Source organism: Leisingera thetidis (assembly GCF_025857195.1).
In the GTDB taxonomy this organism is placed as follows: Bacteria; Pseudomonadota; Alphaproteobacteria; order Rhodobacterales; family Rhodobacteraceae; genus Leisingera; species Leisingera thetidis.
The window spans coordinates 212,009-230,436 of record NZ_CP109787.1; the positions used below are offsets into that span (position 1 = coordinate 212,009).

Annotated in this window: 20 protein-coding genes and 1 tRNA gene; 12 read left to right on the plus strand and 9 right to left on the minus strand. The window is 65.2% G+C overall.

Features of this window, described 5'->3' with window-relative positions; translation table 11 throughout:
• From OKQ63_RS01045 to OKQ63_RS01065, 5 genes are read left to right on the plus strand one after another with little or no spacing between them, the layout of a single operon-like run.
• Nucleotides 1–438 (plus strand): HPr kinase/phosphorylase, encoded by a 438-nt coding sequence (locus OKQ63_RS01045; protein ID WP_264212144.1) that lies wholly within the window; start codon nt 1–3, stop codon nt 436–438.
• On the plus strand, nt 431–1,309 hold the full coding sequence (gene rapZ / locus OKQ63_RS01050; protein WP_264212145.1) for an RNase adapter RapZ: 879 nt from the start codon (nt 431–433) through the stop codon (nt 1,307–1,309). Before OKQ63_RS01045 ends, rapZ begins: the two co-directional genes overlap by 8 nt.
• A 9-nt stretch (nt 1,310–1,318) precedes the next feature.
• Complete coding sequence (locus OKQ63_RS01055; RefSeq protein WP_264212146.1) at nt 1,319–1,726, plus strand: PTS sugar transporter subunit IIA; 408 nt, start codon at nt 1,319–1,321, stop codon at nt 1,724–1,726.
• Nucleotides 1,727–1,996 carry an HPr family phosphocarrier protein gene (locus OKQ63_RS01060; RefSeq protein ID WP_264212147.1) on the plus strand — a complete coding sequence of 90 codons (270 nt, stop codon included), beginning with the start codon at nt 1,727–1,729 and terminating at the stop codon, nt 1,994–1,996.
• 33 nt (nt 1,997–2,029) lie between these two features.
• Nucleotides 2,030–2,923 carry a lysophospholipid acyltransferase family protein gene (locus OKQ63_RS01065; RefSeq protein ID WP_264212148.1) on the plus strand — a complete coding sequence of 298 codons (894 nt, stop codon included), beginning with the start codon at nt 2,030–2,032 and terminating at the stop codon, nt 2,921–2,923.
• Between the two features lie 93 nt (nt 2,924–3,016).
• On the opposite strand, the gene OKQ63_RS01070 is transcribed toward OKQ63_RS01065, so the two are convergent.
• Nucleotides 3,017–3,892, minus strand: coding sequence for a 3-hydroxybutyryl-CoA dehydrogenase (locus tag OKQ63_RS01070; RefSeq protein ID WP_264212149.1), 876 nt, complete (start codon nt 3,890–3,892; stop codon nt 3,017–3,019).
• A 153-nt stretch (nt 3,893–4,045) separates the two neighbouring features.
• Between OKQ63_RS01070 and OKQ63_RS01075 the strand changes: the two genes are divergently transcribed.
• Nucleotides 4,046–4,870, plus strand: coding sequence for a DUF6473 family protein (locus tag OKQ63_RS01075; protein WP_264212150.1), 825 nt, complete (start codon nt 4,046–4,048; stop codon nt 4,868–4,870).
• Nucleotides 4,871–4,944: 74 nt separating this feature from the next.
• On the opposite strand, the gene OKQ63_RS01080 is transcribed toward OKQ63_RS01075, so the two are convergent.
• From OKQ63_RS01080 to OKQ63_RS01105, 6 genes are all read right to left on the minus strand, one after another.
• Nucleotides 4,945–5,874, minus strand: a complete 930-nt coding sequence (locus tag OKQ63_RS01080; RefSeq protein ID WP_264212151.1) for an electron transfer flavoprotein subunit alpha/FixB family protein — start codon at nt 5,872–5,874, stop codon at nt 4,945–4,947.
• Nucleotides 5,874–6,632, minus strand: coding sequence for an electron transfer flavoprotein subunit beta/FixA family protein (locus tag OKQ63_RS01085; protein ID WP_264212152.1), 759 nt, complete (start codon nt 6,630–6,632; stop codon nt 5,874–5,876). Before OKQ63_RS01085 ends, OKQ63_RS01080 begins: the two co-directional genes overlap by 1 nt.
• Before the next feature lie 285 nt (nt 6,633–6,917).
• Nucleotides 6,918–7,490, minus strand: coding sequence for a cob(I)yrinic acid a,c-diamide adenosyltransferase (locus OKQ63_RS01090; protein ID WP_264212153.1), 573 nt, complete (start codon nt 7,488–7,490; stop codon nt 6,918–6,920).
• A 6-nt stretch (nt 7,491–7,496) separates the two neighbouring features.
• Complete coding sequence (locus OKQ63_RS01095; protein ID WP_264212154.1) at nt 7,497–7,700, minus strand: twin transmembrane helix small protein; 204 nt, start codon at nt 7,698–7,700, stop codon at nt 7,497–7,499.
• A 75-nt stretch (nt 7,701–7,775) separates the two neighbouring features.
• Complete coding sequence (locus OKQ63_RS01100; protein ID WP_264212155.1) at nt 7,776–8,606, minus strand: SDR family NAD(P)-dependent oxidoreductase; 831 nt, start codon at nt 8,604–8,606, stop codon at nt 7,776–7,778.
• A gap of 34 nt (nt 8,607–8,640) precedes the next feature.
• The gene (locus OKQ63_RS01105; protein WP_264212156.1) at nt 8,641–9,264 is read right to left on the minus strand and encodes an SH3 domain-containing protein; all 624 of its coding nucleotides are present in this window, start codon (nt 9,262–9,264) and stop codon (nt 8,641–8,643) included.
• Between the two features lie 237 nt (nt 9,265–9,501).
• On the opposite strand from OKQ63_RS01105, the gene OKQ63_RS01110 reads away from it, so the two are divergent.
• The 3 genes from OKQ63_RS01110 to tuf all read left to right on the plus strand — a co-directional run bounded on the left by OKQ63_RS01110 (nt 9,502) and on the right by tuf (nt 13,877).
• Nucleotides 9,502–11,850 (plus strand): DNA topoisomerase IV subunit A, encoded by a 2,349-nt coding sequence (locus OKQ63_RS01110; RefSeq protein ID WP_264212157.1) that lies wholly within the window; start codon nt 9,502–9,504, stop codon nt 11,848–11,850.
• A 127-nt stretch (nt 11,851–11,977) separates the two neighbouring features.
• Complete coding sequence (locus OKQ63_RS01115; RefSeq protein ID WP_264212158.1) at nt 11,978–12,577, plus strand: hypothetical protein; 600 nt, start codon at nt 11,978–11,980, stop codon at nt 12,575–12,577.
• A gap of 124 nt (nt 12,578–12,701) precedes the next feature.
• A complete protein-coding gene (gene tuf / locus OKQ63_RS01120) occupies nt 12,702–13,877 on the plus strand; it encodes an elongation factor Tu (RefSeq protein WP_264212159.1) in 1,176 nt (391 codons plus the stop codon).
• A gap of 201 nt (nt 13,878–14,078) precedes the next feature.
• Here tuf and OKQ63_RS01125 read toward each other — a convergent pair whose 3' ends face one another.
• A complete protein-coding gene (locus OKQ63_RS01125) occupies nt 14,079–14,789 on the minus strand; it encodes a lysophospholipid acyltransferase family protein (RefSeq protein WP_264212160.1) in 711 nt (236 codons plus the stop codon).
• 175 nt (nt 14,790–14,964) lie between these two features.
• Here OKQ63_RS01125 and OKQ63_RS01130 point away from each other — a divergent pair.
• Nucleotides 14,965–15,040 (plus strand) — tRNA-Trp (locus OKQ63_RS01130).
• Between the two features lie 66 nt (nt 15,041–15,106).
• On the opposite strand, the gene OKQ63_RS01135 is transcribed toward OKQ63_RS01130, so the two are convergent.
• A complete protein-coding gene (locus tag OKQ63_RS01135) occupies nt 15,107–17,263 on the minus strand; it encodes an O-linked N-acetylglucosamine transferase, SPINDLY family protein (protein ID WP_264212161.1) in 2,157 nt (718 codons plus the stop codon).
• Between the two features lie 208 nt (nt 17,264–17,471).
• On the opposite strand from OKQ63_RS01135, the gene secE reads away from it, so the two are divergent.
• Together secE and nusG are read left to right on the plus strand one after the other, a co-directional pair.
• Nucleotides 17,472–17,669 (plus strand): preprotein translocase subunit SecE, encoded by a 198-nt coding sequence (secE, locus tag OKQ63_RS01140; RefSeq protein WP_019298606.1) that lies wholly within the window; start codon nt 17,472–17,474, stop codon nt 17,667–17,669.
• Nucleotides 17,670–17,883: 214 nt separating this feature from the next.
• Nucleotides 17,884–18,417 (plus strand): transcription termination/antitermination protein NusG, encoded by a 534-nt coding sequence (nusG, locus tag OKQ63_RS01145; RefSeq protein WP_264212162.1) that lies wholly within the window; start codon nt 17,884–17,886, stop codon nt 18,415–18,417.
• The last annotated feature ends 11 nt before the right edge of the window (nt 18,418–18,428 follow it).

Genomic DNA, 18,428 nt, shown 5'->3' on the forward strand with positions numbered 1-18,428 from the left:
ATGCCTGAACCGGAAAGCCTCATCCTGCATGCCTCCTGCGTCGCGCTGGAGGGGCGGGGGCTTTTGATCACCGGCACCTCCGGGCAGGGCAAGTCAGCGCTGGCCCTGCAGCTGATGGCCTATGGCGCCCAGCTGGTCGCCGATGACCGGGTGCTGCTGCAGCTTCTGGACGGGCAGGTGGTTGCCAGCGCGCCGGAACCGATCCGCGGGCTGATAGAGGCGCGGTGCATGGGCCTGCTGCACGCGCAGATCCGCAGCCCGGTGCCGGTGGCGGCGCTGGTGGATCTGGATGACGCGGAAACAGAACGCCTGCCCATCCGCCATTTCACGCGGCTTCTCGGGCAGGAGGTCGCCCGGGTAAAGCGTGTGGATGGCGCACATTTTGCCCCGGCCCTGATGCAGTATCTCAGATGCGGAGCCCTGGATCCCGATGCCTGAACCCGATCAAAAGGCAATCCCGGTTGTCCTGGTCACCGGCCCCTCCGGGGCGGGACGGACCACCGCGATCAACGTGCTGGAGGACCTCGGTTTCGAGGCCATCGACAACCTGCCGCTCAGGCTGCTGCCCGGGCTGATCGATGCCGCGGCGCTGCCGCGGCCGATGGCGCTGGGATTGGACAGCCGCAACCGGGATTTCTCGCCGCGGGCGCTGCTGGATGTGATCGACATGCTGTCCGGCCGCCGGGAAGCCGAGCTGACCGTGCTGTACCTCGATTCGCAGCCGGATGTGCTGCTGCGCCGCTATTCCGAGACCCGCCGCCGCCACCCTCTGGCGCCTGCGGAATCCCCGGGCGAAGGGGTGCGCCGCGAATTGGACCTGATGGTGCCGATCCGCGAACGGGCGGATATCCTGCTGGACACCTCCGCGATGAACGTTCACCAGCTGAAGGCGGAGATCGAACGGTGGTTCGCGCCGGAAGGCCGCGCATTGGCGCTGTCGGTGCAAAGCTTCTCTTACAAGCGCGGGATGCCGCATGGCATCGACATGGTGTTCGATTGCCGCTTCCTCGCAAATCCTTACTGGCAGCCGGAGCTTCGCCAGCGCAACGGCCGCGAGCAGGCGGTGCAGGACTACGTCAGGTCCGACGCTAGGTTCGGCCCCTTCTTCTCCCGCGTCCTGGACCTCACCCGGCTGCTGCTGCCGGCCTACCGGGAGGAGGGGAAATCGCATTTCTCCATCGCCTTCGGCTGCACCGGCGGGCAGCACCGGTCGGTGACGATGGCGGAAACCCTGGCCAAGGCCCTTGCAGAAGACGGCTTGCAAGTGTCAATTAGACACCGCGAGCTGCAAGGCCAGCAAAAGAAGTGAGAGGCTGGGTTGATCGGGATTGTGATCGTAGCGCATGGCGGGCTGGCGAAGGAATACCTCGCCGCTGTGGAACACGTTGTGGGTCCGCAGCCCAGCCTGATGGCCATCGCCATCGCCCCGGACGATGACCGGGACGGCAAGCAGGACGAGATCTGCGCGGCCGCCAACGACGTGGACACCGGCGGCGGTGTGGTGGTGGTGACCGACCTGTTCGGCGGCTCCCCCTCCAATCTCAGCCTCAAGGCCTGCGCGCCGGCGGACCGCCGTATCCTGTACGGGGCAAACCTGCCGATGCTGATCAAACTGGCGAAATCCCGCCACCTGCCGGTTGCCGATGCGGTCCGGCAGGCTATGGAGGCCGGGCGCAAATACATTAACGCGCAAAACGTAAACCCTGATGGGGAGCAGGCACATTAAATGGCTCTGAAGACGCTGAAAATCATCAATGAAAAAGGGCTGCACGCCCGCGCCTCGGCCAAGCTGGTGGAGGTGGTCGAAGGGTTTGACGCCACGGCAGAAGTCATAAAGGACGGCATGTCCGCCTCCGGCGACAGCATAATGGGCCTTTTGATGTTGGCAGCCTCGAAAGGAACGACTATTGACGTCGAAACTTCGGGGCCTGATGCTGATGCGCTGGCGCATGCGCTGGAAGCCCTGGTGGCCGGCAGGTTCGGCGAAGGCTACTAGGCCTGCGCCGGCAGCGGAACGGGAATGGGCGATTTGGCGGATACCGCACACGACAGGAATACCGGCGCTGCGCCGGAAGCCGCTGATCAGACGGGCGAGGTCTATGACCGCCGCACGCTGACCTATGCCAACTCCTTTGATGACCGCTGGACGTCGCTGGCAATCAAGACCATCGAATGGCTGACCGGGAAACTGACCATCCTGCGCATGGTCAGCAAGTTCGAGAAGCAGAACTCGGAATACCGCGGCCAGAAGTTCTGGCGCGGGGCGCTCAACGTGATGGGCATCGACCTGCAGACGCCCGCAGAGCAGATCAGCAACATCCCCAAGGACGGCCCGGTGGTGATTGTCGCCAACCATCCGCACGGGATGGTCGACGGCATGATCTTTGCCGACCTGATCGGCCGCCGCCGCCTGGATTACCGCATCCTGACCCGCTCGGTGCTGACCGGGCTCGACGAGGCGGCGACCTCCTTCATGATCCCGGTCCCGTTTCCGCACGACCCCGAGGCGCAGCGCAAAATGGTGGACATGCGGGCCAAGACCATGGCCTTCCTCAAGGACGGCGGCGCCGTGGCATTGTTCCCCTCCGGCGTGGTGATGTCATCGGACAGCTGGTTCGGCCCGGCCATCGAGCGGGAATGGAACGTGTTCACCGCCCAGCTGATCCGGCGCTCCGGTGCTCGGGTGGTGCCGATCTATTTCCCCGGCCGCAATTCGCGCTGGTACCAGATCGCCTGCCGGATCTCGCCGGTCCTGCGCCAGGGGCTGCTGCTGCATGAGATCGTGCGCTCCTGCAACAAGCCGCAGGCGCCGGTTGTCGGCGAACCGCTGACGGACGAGCAGATGGAGAAACTGCACAGCGACCCGCGCGGCTTCATGGCCTGGCTGCGCGAGCACACGCTCCGCCTGGGCAAACAGCCCTGACCCGGGTCTGCGTCTTCATCTGGCTGAAAATATCCCGGGGGTGAATTGGCCGGACGGCCAAGAGGGGGCAGCGCCCCCGCCCGGCAGCCTGGTTCACCGTGTTGGGACCGGGGTTTCGCCGCGGTAATCATAAAACCCGCGCTGGGTCTTGCGGCCCAGCCAGCCGGCCTCGACATATTTCGTCAGCAGCGGGCAGGGGCGGTATTTGGTGTCCGCCAGCCCGTCATGCAGCACGTTCATGATCGCCAGGCAGGTGTCCAGGCCGATGAAATCCGCCAGCTCCAGCGGCCCCATCGGATGGTTGGCGCCCAGCTTCATCGATTCATCGATCGATTTGACCGAGCCGACCCCTTCATACAGCGTATAGACCGCCTCGTTGATCATCGGCATCAGGATGCGGTTGACGATGAAGGCTGGAAAATCCTCGGCGCTGGCAGAGGTCTTGCCCAGCCGTGCCACAACTTCCTGGCAGGCGCTGAACGTGGGCTCATCGGTGGCAATGCCGCGGATCAGCTCGACCAGCTGCATCACCGGCACCGGATTCATGAAATGGAACCCCATGAAGCGTTCCGGCCGGTCGGTGCGGCTGGCCAGCCGGGTGATCGAGATCGACGAGGTGTTCGAAGTCAGGATGGTATGCGGTTTCAGATGCGGCAGCAGATCTTCGAAAATGGCTTGTTTCACGGTTTCCCGCTCGGTGGCGGCTTCGATCACCAGATCGGTTGCGCCCACATCGGCCAGCGTCAGCGACGGCACAATGCGCGCCAGGGCCGCCTTCATGTCCGGCTCGGAGATCTTTCCCTTGCTCGCCTGCCGGGCCATGTTCTTGTGAATGAGGCTCAGCGCGCCGTCCAGCGCCTGCTGGCTGACGTCGTTCAGCACCACGTCATACCCGGCCAGCGCCAGAACATGGGCGATGCCATTGCCCATCTGTCCGGCACCAATCACACCAACCTTCTGAATTCCCATGCCTCAGGCTCCTGAAATATCTGCCGCAACCTTACTGGCGGGGGAAGGGCGGGCACAAGGGCAGCTTGAGCCGATTTGAGGCAAATTCTCACTTTAGGGAAATTGCAATGGTTGCGCAGCAAAGTGAGTCTCGGGTGAAAAATTGGTGGTGACATGAGCTATGAACTCAAAAGCGCCGGGGCGCTTTCGGGAGAATCGTGCAGATACGGGCAGTCCAGACTGCTGGTGCGGGGGCCGCAGCGGTCTCTGGACGCGCCCTATGTTGCCTTTCTCGGCGGAACCGAAGTCTACGGGCGATTCGTTGAGTTTCCCTTTGTGGACTCCCTGCAGAACCAGCTTGGCATGGATTGCATCAATCTGGGCAGCGTCAATGCCGGGCTGGACAGTTTCGTGCAGGACGAGACCCTGATCAGGATCGCCAGGCAGGCGCATGTTTCGGTGCTGCAGATGCTGGGGGCGCAGAATATCTCGAACCCCTACTACCGTGTCCACCCGCGCCGCAATGACCGGTTTCTGCAGGCCCATCCGGCACTCAAGACGCTGTACCCGGAGGTAGACTTCACAGAGTTTCATTTCAACAAGCACCTGCTCTGCACCTTGCGCGAGATTTCCGGACAGCGGTTCGAGAAGGTGCGCGAACAGCTGCAGCGCAGCTGGGTCGAGCGGATGAGCAGGCTGATCGAAGAGCTTGACGGCCGTGTTCTGCTCTTGTGGCTGCGCTATCAGCTGGACGCCGGTGCGGGCTTTCCGGACGAGCCGGTCCTGGTCGACCGCACAATGGCTGAGGCCCTGCGCCCCAAAGTGCAGGGCGTTCTCGAAATCAAGGCCTCGTCCGCCGCCGCGGCAAAGGACATTGCGGGCATGATCTTTGGCCAGATGGAACTGCCTGCGGCGCGCCATATGATCGGCCCCAAGGAGCATTTGCGGATAGCCGCAGCGCTGGCAGGCCGGATGTCCCCGATGCTTCGGAAAAAGTAGCGGCGGCGGCCCCGGAACCAGAAAAAGGCCCGCCTTCCGGCGGGCCTTCCTATTGATGCGCGGTTCAGCCGGGCTTATCCCAGCTTTTCGGTCAGCGCCGGGACGGCCTCGAACAGGTCGGCAACCAGGCCGAAGTCCGCAACCTGGAAGATCGGGGCCTCTTCGTCCTTGTTGATCGCCACGATGACCTTGGAGTCCTTCATGCCGGCCAGGTGCTGGATGGCACCGGAGATGCCCACGGCGATGTAGAGATCCGGGGCAACAACCTTGCCGGTCTGGCCCACCTGCCAGTCGTTCGGGGCATAGCCCGAGTCGACCGCGGCGCGCGATGCGCCAACAGCGGCGCCCAGCTTGTCGGCCAGGCCTTCGATCAGTTTGAAGTCTTCTTCGGAGCCGACGCCGCGGCCGCCGGAGACAACGATGCCGGCCGAGGTCAGCTCGGGACGGTCGCTGGCGGCAACCTTGTCTTCGACCCACTCGGACAGGCCCGGGTTGGCCGCAGCAGAGATCGTCTCAACCGAAGCCGAGCCGCCGGTCCCGGCTGCGTCGAAGGACGCGGTGCGGATCGAGACGACTTTCTTGGCGTCGCGGGACTTCACGGTCTGGATCGCGTTGCCGGCATAGATCGGGCGCTCGAAGGTGTCGCCGTCGACAACGCCGGAGACGTCCGAGATCACCATCACGTCCAGCAGCGCGGCGACGCGCGGCAGCACGTTCTTGGCGTCGGTGGTGGCGGGGGCCACGATGTGCTCGAAATCGGAGGCCAGGCCGGCGATCAGGGCTGCGGTCGGCTCCGCCAGGCGGTGGCCCAGCGATGCGTCCTCGGCAACCAGAACCTTGGCAACGCCTGCGATCTTGGCGGCTTCTTCGCCGGCCGCGGCAGCGGAGGCGCCGGCCGCCAGAACGGTCACGTCGCCCAGCTTGGAGGCTGCGGCCACGGCCTTGGCGGTTGCGTCCAGCGCCAGCGCGCCGTCGGTCACTTCAGCAAGGAGAAGAACAGCCATTACACAGCCCCCGCTTCTTTGAGTTTCTCAACCAGCTCGTCGACGGAGCCGACGATGATGCCTGCGGCGCGGGCCGGCGGCTCTTCGGTCTTGACGATTTCCAGGCGCGGCGTGACGTCGACGCCGTAATCGGCGGCGGTTTTCTCGTCCAGCGGCTTCTTCTTCGCCTTCATGATGTTCGGCAGCGACGCATAGCGCGGTTCGTTCAGGCGCAGGTCCACGGTGATGATGGCGGGCATCTTCACGGAAATGGTCTGCAGGCCGCCGTCGACTTCGCGGGTCACCTTGGCGGTGTCGCCTTCGATGTCCAGCTCGGACGCGAAGGTGCCCTGGGACCAGCCCAGCAGCGCCGACAGCATCTGGCCGGTTGCGTTCATGTCGTTGTCGATCGCCTGCTTGCCGCAGAGCACGACGCCGGGCTGCTCTTCCTCGACCACTTTGGCGAGGATCTTGGCAACCGCCAGCGGCTCGATGTCGGTGTGCACGTCGTCGGCAGCAACCACCAGGATGGCGCGGTCCGCGCCCATGGCCAGCGCGGTGCGCAGGGTTTCCTGGGCCTGCTTCACGCCGATCGAAACCGCAACCACTTCGTCAGCCTTGCCGGCTTCCTTCAGGCGGATGGCTTCTTCGACGGCGATTTCGTCGAAGGGGTTCATCGACATTTTCACGTTGGCGAGATCGACACCGCTGCCGTCCGCTTTGACGCGGACCTTCACGTTGTAGTCAATCACGCGCTTGACAGGCACGAGTACCTTCATTTTGCGTTCTCTCCTTAACAAACGGCAAGCCGCCTTTGGGCGACTCCCCTCCATGCTCTCGCAGCGTTGATACCGGCTGGTGTGCGCTTGCAACAGGGCAAAATCGTCACGTTAGCGCACGCCGACGTCGCGTTCGCGCTTTTGGAACATCATTTTGGCAAGAATGTTTCCAGAGGGAAATCTGCCCGCCGGTGTCAGGCCGCCGCAAGCGCGGAAATGACGCGTTGCCTGCGGGATTGGCCAAAAACCGGCATGAAATGCCGAATCAACCCGGCGGCGGGCCGCTCAGCGGTTGGCGCCGGGCACCCATAGAACATCGTCCTTGCCGCCGTTGTTGGCCACGCGGGCCGCGACAAAGAACCAGTCCGACAGCCGGTTCAGGTATTTCACGGCTGCCGGGTTCACGTCTTCGGCAGTGCTCAGGTCCGTGCACAGGCGTTCGGCGCGGCGCGCCACGGTGCGGCAGACGTGCAGATGCGCCGCCAGTTTCGAGCCGCCCGGCAGGATGAAGCTGCGCAGCGCCTGCAGATCCTTGTTCATGACGTCGATCTCGGCCTCCAGCCGCTCGACCTGCGCCGCCGCAATCCGCAGCGGCGGGTAGTCCGCCTCGGCGTCCTTTGCCATCTCCGGGCGGCACAGGTCGGCGCCCAGATCGAACAGGTCGTTCTGGATGCGCGCCAGGGCCGCGTCCATTTCGCCCTCCGCCTCCAGCCGGGCCACGCCGGCAAAGGAATTCAGTTCATCCGAGGTGCCATAGGCAGTGACCCGGGCCGAGTGTTTGGCCACGCGCTCGCCGTTGCCCAGGGCGGTTTCGCCCTTGTCGCCGGTGCGGGTGTAGATTTTGTTCAGAACGACCATTGCCGATTATCCTCCCTGGCTGCGCAGGTAGACGTAGGACAGCAAGAGCACCACTGCAATGAATTGAAACAGGATGCGCAGGCGCATCATCTTGTTTGCATTCCTGCGGTTGAAGTCGCCGCCCTTGCCAAAACCGCCTATGCCGATGACCAGCGCCACAACCACGGCGGCCACCGCAGCCAGTGCCAGATAATACAGCGGATCGCTCATCTTGTCCCCCAAAGCGCATCAATTCCGTTGGCCCCCGTCTATCCTGCGCGGCGGCAGTTGGCGACCGCGAATCCGTCAGCCGAGCCGCACCAGGATGCGGTCAATTGCCCGTGTGCTGAGGATCCGGCGCAGGAAACCGGCGATATGGGTGGGGGTGGTGACGTAGTACCGCGCGCGCGGCCGGCGGGATTCGCAGGCATGGGCCAGCTTGGCTGTCACCGCTGAGGCCGGCAGCTCGAACCGGTCGGGGCCGCTGCTTTCATAGAGCCGCTTCAGCAGGCGGGATTCGTAGAGATCCCGCCGCGGCGAGGATTGCCAGTCGATGAACCGCTCGAAATGCGGGATCGATTTCTCGCGGATTTTCGAGGTCACCGGCCCGGGTTCGATCAGCACCATGTGAATGCCGGTGCCCTGCAGTTCGACCCGCAGCGTGTCGGTCAGCCCTTCCAGCGCATATTTCGTCGCCACATAGGCCCCGCGCCAGGGAAAGGAGACCAAGCCGAGAATCGAGGAGTTCTGCACGATCCGGCCATGACCCTGCGCCCGCATCACCGGGATCACCTGCCGGGTCAGCTCATGCCAGCCAAAGAAATTGGCCTCGAAGATCGTGCGCAGGCCCTCCGTCGGCAGGTCCTCCACCGCGCCGGGCAGCCCGTGCGCGCCGTTGTTGAACAGTGCATCCAGGGTGCCGCCGGTGGCGTCCAGCACTTCGGCCAGGCCTGAGTCCATGCTGGCAGGATCGGTGTAGTCGATCCGCGGGCTTTCAAAGCCTTCGGCCCGCATCCGGTCGCAATCGCGCTGCTGGCGGCAGGAGGCAAACACCCGCCAGCCGCGCTCGCGCATGCCGCGGGCCGCATCCAGGCCTATCCCCGAGGAACAGCCCGTAATCAGGATGGATTTTTCCACTTCAGCGCCCTTCTGCCGGAAACCTCCGGTGCAGTTATGGGCGTTTCTTGCTCACCAGGGAAGCGGCAATCCAGCCAACGCGGCCATTCGCGGGCGCGCGCAGGTGCAGCCAGCCGGTGCCGCTGTCCTCAATCACGATAACCTCGTCACCGCCCAGCAGGCGGGCGATCACCGGATAATTCGTGCCCGGCCCCTGGCGCATGTTCACCCGCGAGGCGCGGATGGTGCGGCGGTCCGCATGGGTTTCCGGCGCAGGCCGGTCCGGAACCGCGGCTGCCGCCGGTGCTGCCGTGATTGCCGCCAGCCCGCCGTCCAGCGAGGCAAGTTGCAAGGGGGCGGCTTCCGGCGCGCCTGAAAACGCGGTCTGAGTCGACGCCAGCACGCCGGATGCGTCCGCCAGCTGCTCGGCCGCCGCACGCCGCCGCAGGGACGGATCTGCGGCCGGACGGTCAGGCGCAGCGGTTTCGGTGCGGCGGGTCAGGACCGGCTGCGCGGTCAAGGAGGCCGCGGTGATTCTTTCCGGCAGCGGTGCAGGGGCAGCAGCTTTGGCGGCAACGGCAGGCTCAGGCCGTTTCGGGGGCTCGAAGCCGGCGCCTCCGCTCAGCTCGTAAAAACCCCACCCAAGAAAGGCGAAAGATACAAAAATAAAACGCGGCATAACCCGGTCCCCCCCAATCACCACCACACGGCAGCTGCACAGAATTGCATTGGTTTGGAAATAAACGCGCGGCGCGGCTGCCTGGTTCCACTCTATCTAGTGCAAGTTAATGCGCGGGAAACAGGGGAGAGCCGGCCGGCTTCTCCCCGCAAGCTGCGCCGCCGCCGCCGTGCCGTGCCGTGCGAATTTCGCGCGCGCCCGCTTTACCAATCCGGGCGGCGGCAGTATCACCAATCCATGACCGACCTGGTAGAAGACCCCGACATGCCGTCCGCCCCCGAACAAGGCGAAATCCTGGAACCGCTGCGCCGCGCCATCGGCGAGCGCTATCTGACCTATGCGCTCAGCACCATCATGCACCGGGCGCTGCCCGATGCCCGCGACGGGCTGAAGCCGGTGCACAGACGGATCCTGTACGCGATGAACCGCCTGCGGCTCAGCTCCTCGGGCGGCTTTCTGAAATCGGCCAAGATCTCCGGCGACACCATGGGCGACTTCCACCCCCACGGCGACGCCGCGATCTATGACGCGATGGCGCGCCTGGCGCAGGACTTCAACGTCCGCTACCCGCTGGTCGACGGCCAGGGCAACTTCGGCAACATCGACGGCGACAACCCGGCAGCCTCGCGCTACACCGAGGCGCGGATGACCTTCGTCGCCGAGGCGATGCTGGAAGGGCTGAATGAAAACGCGGTTGATTTCCGCGACAACTACGATGGCCGCCTGACCGAGCCGGCGGTGCTGCCCGCGACCTTCCCGAACATCCTGGCCAATGGCGCCGCAGGCATCGCGGTGGGCATGGCCACCAACATCCCGCCGCACAACATTGCCGAGCTGATCGACGCCTGCATCCATCTGATCAGGACCCCGGATGCCCGCGACGACACCCTGTTGAACTATGTGCCGGGGCCCGATTTTCCCACCGGCGGCGTCATTGTCGAGCCCAAGGAAAACATCGCCAAGGCCTACAGCACCGGCCGCGGCTCCTTCCGCCTGCGCTGCACCCATGAGGTCGAGGACCTGGGCCGCGGCCAGTGGCAGATCGTGGTCACCGAGATCCCCTACCAGGTCCAGAAATCCAAGCTGATCGAAAAGATCGCCGAGCTGATCCAGACCAAGAAGGTGCCGATCCTCGCCGATGTGCGCGACGAATCGGCGGACGACATCCGCATCATCCTCGAGCCCAAGTCCAAGAACGTGGACCCCGAGGTGCTGATGAACATGATGTTCCGCAACTCGGACCTGGAAATCCGCTTCAGCCTGAACATGAACGTGCTGATCGACGGCGTCACCCCCAAGGTCTGCTCGATGAAGGAAGTGCTGCGCGCCTTCCTCGACCACCGCCGCGACGTGCTGCAGCGCCGCTCGCAGCACCGGATGGAAAAGATCGACCACCGGCTGGAGGTGCTGGAAGGCTTCATCATCGCCTTCCTGAACCTCGACCGGGTGATCGACATCATCCGCTATGACGAGGACCCCAAGGCGGCGCTGATGCGCGAGGACTGGGGCAGGGACCACCCGCGCGCCCTTACCGAGGCCGAGTACATCACGCCGGCGCAAGGAACGGGCGAGCTGACCGAGGTCCAGGCCGAAGCCATCCTCAACATGCGCCTGCGGTCTTTGCGCAAGCTGGAGGAGATCGAGCTGGTCCGCGAGCGCGACGCCCTGCGCGAGGAGCGCGCCGGGCTGGTGGAACTGTTGGGCTCGCAAGAGCTGCAGTGGACCCGCATCACCGAGCAGCTGCGGGAGACCAAGAAGCAATTCGGCAAGGATTTCTCCGGCGGCGCCCGCCGCACCCGCTTTGCCGAGGCCGGCGAGGTGGAAGAGGTTCCTCTGGAAGCGATGATCGACCGCGAGCCGGTCACCGTGGTCTGCAGCCAGATGGGCTGGATCCGCGCGATGACCGGCCATATCGACCTCAACCGCGAGCTGAAGTTCAAGGACGGCGACAGCCCGCGCTTCATCTTCCACGCGGAAACCACCGACCGGCTGCTGGTGTTCGGCTCCAACGGCCGCTTCTACACGCTGTCGGCGGCGAATCTGCCCGGCGGCCGCGGCATGGGCGAACCCTTGCGGCTGATGGTCGACCTGCCCAACGAGGTGGAGATCGTCGACCTGATCATCCACAACCCGGACGGCAGGCTGCTGGTTGCCTCGGATGCGGGCAACGGCTTCATCTGCGCCGAAAGGGAAATCGTCGCCCAGACCCGCAGCGGCAAGCAGGTGCTGAACGTCAAGGACGGCGAGCGCGCCAAGGTCTGCATACCGGTGGAAGGCGACCACGTTGCCATCGTCTCGGAAAACGGCAAGTTCCTGGTCTTTGCGGTTGAGGAAATGCCGGAACTCACCCGCGGCAAGGGCGTGCGCCTGCAGAAGTACAACATGGCGCGCGGCAAGCAGGGCTCGCTGGAACTGGACGGCGGCCTTTCCGACATCACCACGTTCAACTGGGACGAGGGCCTCAAGTGGGAAATGGGCGGCGGCAAGACCCGCCACGAGGCCGACCTCAGCCAGTGGCTGGGCAAACGCGCCGGTATCGGCAAGCGCCCGCCGCATGGGTTCCCGCGCGGCTACAAGTTCAAATAGGCGGCAGGTGCCTGCTGCCAGCCTGTGCCCCCCGCGCCACCCGCGCGGGGGATGCGGCTTCCGCCCCTTTACCCTGTGCTGCACACCCGGCTATCTGAACGGGACCAATTTCCGGAAGAGGACGCCCATGATCCGCATTCTTGCCCTGCTTGCCTCTCTTGCCCTGCTTGCGGCCTGCGGCGAAACCCGGTTGGATGAGGCGCCCGAGGACCTGGGGGCCTTCCAGGCGCGGGTGACGCATGTCTATACCGAAAAAGCGCTGCAATGGCCGCTGTCGCGGAATGCGGAACACAGCGAATGGACCGTTCCGATCAAGAACGCGCTGGACACCCGCCTGCGGCGGTACGCGGGGGCGCAGGAATACGATGTGGCGGTGACGCTGGAGGGGTTCATGCTGGCCCCGCCCGGCGTGCCGGTGCTGTTCTCTCCCAAAAGCGCGGTTGTGGTGAACGTTTTTGTCTATGACGTTGCGGAAAAGAAATTCCTCGCCAGGAAGCACCAGATGGAGATCTTCGAAAGCACCACCGGCGAAAGCGCCCTCCTGGGCTCCGGCCATGCCCGCACCAAGGAACAGCAGATCCAGGGGCTGGCGGTCAACATTGCCGACAAAGTCGAGGAATGGATGGCAAAGCAGCACAAGCAGGAGGGCTGGTTTGCGCCGCGCCCGGCGGCGGAAAACGGCGGCAGCGCCGCCCCGGATGCCGCCGCGTCCGGCGCAGCGGCCTGAACCTTGCGAAATCCGCCCCTGTCAAGCAGGAACGGGTTGATTTTTCCGCTCAAACCAAATAATCCGCCCGCGCAGAGGAAACCGGGTCAACGCTGACCCCTCATTTCAAAAGGGCGCCTAACGCATGGCTAAGGAAAAGTTTGAGCGTAATAAACCGCACGTCAACATCGGCACCATCGGCCACGTTGACCACGGCAAGACCACGCTGACCGCGGCAATCACCAAATATTTCGGTGACTTCAAAGCCTACGACCAGATCGACGGCGCGCCGGAAGAAAAAGCCCGCGGCATCACCATCTCGACCGCCCACGTCGAGTATGAGACCGAAGCGCGCCACTACGCCCACGTCGACTGCCCCGGCCACGCCGACTATGTGAAGAACATGATCACCGGCGCGGCGCAGATGGACGGCGCCATCCTGGTGGTGAACGCCGCTGACGGCCCGATGCCGCAGACCCGCGAGCACATCCTGCTGGGCCGCCAGGTCGGCATCCCGAAGATGGTGGTGTTCATGAACAAGGTGGACCAGGTCGACGACGAAGAGCTGCTCGAGCTGGTCGAAATGGAAATCCGCGAGCTGCTGTCCTCCTACGATTACCCGGGCGACGATATCCCGATCATCGCAGGCTCCGCTCTGGCGGCGATGGAAGGCCGCGACGACAACATCGGTTCCGAGAAGATCAAAGAGCTGATGGCGGCTGTTGATGACTACATCGACACCCCGGAGCGCGCCGTCGACCAGCCGTTCCTGATGCCGATCGAAGACGTGTTCTCGATCTCCGGCCGCGGCACCGTTGTGACCGGCCGTGTCGAGCGCGGTGTGATCAACGTCGGCGACTCGATCGAGATCGTCGGCATCCGCGACACCGCCACCACCACCTGCACCGGTGTGGAAATGTTCCGCAAGCTGCTGGACCGCGGTGAAGCCGGCGACAACATCGGCGCGCTGCTGCGCGGCGTCGACCGTGACGGCGTCGAGCGCGGCCAGGTGCTGTGCAAGCCGGGTTCGGTGACCCCGCACACCAAGTTCGAGGCCGAGGCCTACATCCTGACCAAGGAAGAAGGCGGCCGCCACACGCCGTTCTTCGCGAACTACCGTCCGCAGTTCTACTTCCGCACCACCGACGTGACCGGCACCGTGACCCTGCCGGAAGGCACCGAGATGGTGATGCCGGGCGACAACCTGAAGTTCGACGTCGAGCTGATCGCGCCGATCGCGATGGAAAACGGCCTGCGCTTCGCCATCCGCGAAGGCGGCCGCACCGTCGGCGCTGGCGTCGTTTCGAAAATCACCGAGTGATTTTGGAAACAGTGGCGGCAGGCGGTTTTCGCTAGAAAATCGCCGGGCGCCACACGGTTCTGAATACAGAAAGGGCCTCCCTCGGGAGGCCCTTTTTGCTGCAGAGACCGGAAACCGCCCCGGTCCCAGGCCCCCGGTCCCAGGTCCCACGTGCCGGAATTCCGGATCTGCGCACCGTTTCACCTGCGGGGAAACGGCGCCTCAGCCGGCATCTGCTTTCCGGTTTTCAATGCGGCGCCCGGCTGCCGTGTCGGCGTCGTCGGTGATCGCGTCCAGCGAGGCTTCCAGCCGCAGCCGCAGGGATTCGGCCTCTGCATCGGTCGGCTTTTTCGGAACCTCATCCGTCCATTCCCGGCACATCAGCACACCGCGGGAAAACGGCAGCGGCAGCATCTGCTGGTCCCAGGTCGGCAGCCTGATCACCTTTTTCCCGGCAAATGCCACGGTGAACACCCGGCAGCCGGTCATCCGGGCCCAGACCACCGGCACCGTCGAGGACACCCGCGCAGGCCCGCGCGGCCCATCCGCGGCGATGCCGATCGAGCAGCCTTCCCGGGTGCGGCGCAGCACTTCGCGCGACAGCGCCACATGGCGCTTGTGGCTCGACATCGGGATGGTCTCAAATCCCAGCCGCACCAGAATCTGCCCGGCCAGCCGCCCGGCGCGGGCCGCCGAGGTCAGCGCGCAGATCCGGCCCAGGGACGTGTCGAACAGATACGGCGCCATGATCAGCCGCTGGTGCCACAGCACAAAGATCACCGGCTCGCCGCGGCGCACGCAGGCGTCCATCTCCTCAAACCCGCTGCGGCTCCAGCGCGAGGTGCGGAACGCGAAGCGGATATAGGCTGCAAACAGCCCTTCGATGGCACGGTTCACCCGGCGGCTGTCGGCGATTTTCTTTCTCAGGCTCACGGTCTCACGCTCGTTTTCAAGGAATTGCTGGACACGCGGCCCGTTTCCGGCCCGTCATACCGTATGGTTCCGGCAGGGCAAAGCCCGCCGCCTGCAAACCGCCGTGCAGCGCGCAGAAAATCGGTTTTTACCTCTTGCCAGCGCGGCGCGGCTGCCGTAGGACATGCCGCACCACAGGGGTATAGCTCAGTTGGTAGAGCGACGGTCTCCAAAACCGTAGGTCGCGGGTTCGAACCCTGCTGCCCCTGCCATTTCCCGGCCAGCATGAAATTCCGGCGCCGCCGTTCCGGGCAGGGCGCAGAGCCCGGGCACCGGTCTCAGCTGTGCTGCGGTCCTGCCGGGCCGGGGGCCAGGTGGTCCGGTTCCGCCCCTTGCAGATACCGGCCATAGGCAGCGTCATAGGCCTCCTCTGCTTGCCGTGCGAACCGCGAGGGGCTGAACACCGGCGCCTGCTGCTGCCGTTCCAGGAGCAGGCTGCGGAGCCTTGCGGCGGCTTCGGCATCGGTTGCCAGCTCAACGGCCTTGGCCTCATAGTCTTCGGTGTCCGCGGCAATCAGCCCGGGCAGCCCGGCGGCCTGCAGCAGGCTCGCCCCGGTGCGGGCAGCGAATTGCCGGCCTGGCAGCGTGAGCACCGGCACCCCGGCGGACAGCGCGTCCCGGGCGGCGGCGCAGGCATTGACCGTGAACGTGTCGAGAAACAGGTCCGCCAGCGGCAGGCGGGCGAGATGGCCGGCCCTGGCTGCGGGCGGCGCAAAGACCAGCCGGTCCGGATCGATCGCATCAGCGGCAGCGGCACGGCGCAGGTTCGACACCGAATGCTCCCCGTGGTCGAGAAGCCAGAGCACACTGCCCGGGGCGCGGTGCAGCAGGCGCATCCAGATGCCGAACTCGCGGGGCGTAATCTGGCTTGCGGCCGCAAAGCAGCCGAAGATGAAGGCGTCCGCCGGCAGGCCGCAGTCAGCCCGGCTGGGTGCGCCGGCCGGCTCGGATGCGGCGGGCAGCATGGCCGAGAGGCCGTGGGGCAGACGCAGCAGGTGCTCGTTGTGATACCGCTCGCTGCCGGGCGGGCAGGTGACCGCATCGCTGATCAGGTAGTCGAACACGGCGGTTCCCATGGTGCCAGGGTAGCCGGGCCAGGCGATATGCAGGGGCGCCAGCCGTGCAGAAAACGGATGCATCCGATTGCCCTGCGCGTAGCCCGAGAGGTCCACGGCAATATCCAGATGGTCGGCCTTGACCGCGGCAATCTCCTGGTCCGAGGCTGTCCCGTCAAGCTGCCTGAGCACTGATCCTGTCCGGCGGATGTCTGCGGCGGTGCTTTCGGCAAGCCCCGGGCCGGTGACGTAGGCGCGGATTTCGAACCTGCTGCGGTCGTGGGCGGCCAGCATGGCGGCGTGCTGGCTCAGCACCGCCGTGCTGCTGGCGGCCGAGAAAAAGTAACCGATCCGCAGCCGGGCGGGCCTGTCGGGCGCCGCCGCCGTAGCCTGCGGCCCAGCGGCCGGGAACAGGTCGCTGGCAAAGGCCTGGGCGCGGGCGCGCAGCAAGTCCGGGTTGTCTTCCAGCAGCATCAGAGCGCTGGGGTCGCAGCCGCTGCCGCGCAGGCCCAGCTGGCGCCGGCACCCGCTGTATTCCCTGACCCAGCGCCAGTCGCTGAGCTCTGCCAGCACATGCAGCCGCTGGGTCCGGGCGCGGTCGTCGGCCGGGGAGATCTGCAAGACCCGGTCAAAGCAGGGCAGGGCGTCGGCAAAGCGGCCTTCGGCCTTGAGCAGCAGGCCGAGCTGGTAATGCGCTTCGGCCAGGTCCGGGTCCAGGCCGGCGGCATGGGTATAGTGCTCCTTGGCCTCGGCCGCGGCGCCGAGCTGGTCCAGAAGGCCGGCCAGGGCGAGGTGGAGGGCGGCATCGCCGGGGGCCAGTGCAACCGCTTTGCGCAAGGCCGCGGCTGCTGTGCGGCTGCGGCCCTGCAGGGACAGGGTTTCGGCCTTGCCGCGCAGCGCCGGCAGGCAGCCCGGGTTGAGCGTCAGGGCTTTTTCAAACAGGGCCATGGCGTTGTCAAACGCCCCGCGCGCGGCCTGCACGCGGCCCATGGCGGCATAGGTGCCGGCAGCGCGGGGATTGAGCCCGCAGGCCTTGTTCAGGCAGGTGGCGGCGTTGTCCAGATGCCCGGCGGACAGGTGGCAGCGGCCCAGGAAATCCCACAGGAAATGCGATTCCCGGAAGGTCTGCAGCAGGGCTCCGCAGCTTTCCGCGGCCTCGAAGTGGCGGCCGTCTGCAAGGGTTGCCTCGAGATTGGCCTGGTGCACGGGGGACGGGTCCCGCTGCGACTGCAGCCGCTTGCGCAGCCCCTCCAGCGCTTTCTGGGCGCGGGTGTTCTTGGGGTTGCGGGTCAGGATGCCGGCATAGATCAGGGCGGCATCTTCAAGTTTGGCATCGCGTTCCAATTGTTCGGCCTGGGACAAGGAAAAAGCAGGGGTCATGGCGTCCTATCTCACTGTAATCGCGCAATCCGGCCCGGCGGCGCAGCCGGCCGCACGGGAGCGCCTGATCCATTTTTGCCGGAAATGAATTAAAATTGGATTGACCCTGCGGGCGCAGCCCGTGCAGCAGGAGGGGCGGTGCAGGGCTTGAATTCACGGGCGCCACCGGTTACATCGCCGTGACTGCTAGCAGAGAGACACCCCCAGCATGGCGACTATCAACCCAGTACAGTTCATCCAGCAGGTCCGCGCCGAAGTGTCCAAGGTCGTATGGCCGACCCGGCGCGAGGTGCTGCTGACCACGGTCATGGTGTTCATCATGGCGGCCCTGACGGCGCTGTTCTTCGCGCTGGTCGATCTGCTGATCCGCTTTGGCCTGCAAGGGCTTCTGGGGATGTTCGGCTGAGCCTGCGGCAGTGCGACGGCTCCGCGGCCCATGTTGCTGCGCTGCCCTTGATCTCGGCGGCAATGGGCGGTACGTGAGCGGGAACTATTGAGGCGGGCGTGCGGCGATTCGGTTTGCACGCCGCTTTTTGTTGGAGAGCGCAGCTTCGGCTGCATCGGAATGATGAAGCGGCGGCGCGGCAATGGCCCGCCTGGCAAAACAAGGACGATGGTTCATGGCGAAACGGTGGTATTCGGTCAGCGTTCTTTCGAACTTCGAAAAGAAAATCGCAGAGCAGATCCGTACCTCGGTCGCAGAGCAGGGACTTGAGGACGAGATCGACGAGGTGCTGGTGCCCACCGAAGAGGTGATCGAGGTCCGCCGCGGCAAGAAGGTCTCGACCGAGCGCCGGTTCATGCCGGGCTATGTGCTGGTGCACATGGAAATGTCCGACCGCGGCTACCACCTGATTTCCTCGATCAACCGGGTCACCGGCTTCCTCGGCCCGCAGGGCCGCCCGATGCCGATGCGCGACGCCGAGGTGCAGGGCATCCTGGGCCGCGTCGAGGAAGGCGTCGAGGCGCCGCGCACCCTGATCCACTTCGAGATCGGCGAGAAGGTCAAGGTCAACGACGGCCCGTTCGAGGATTTCGACGGCATGGTCGAAGAGGTCGACGACGACAACCAGAAGCTCAAGGTCACCGTGTCGATCTTCGGCCGCGAGACCCCGGTGGAACTGGACTTCACCCAGGTCACCAAGCAGGGGTGATTGGGCGACGG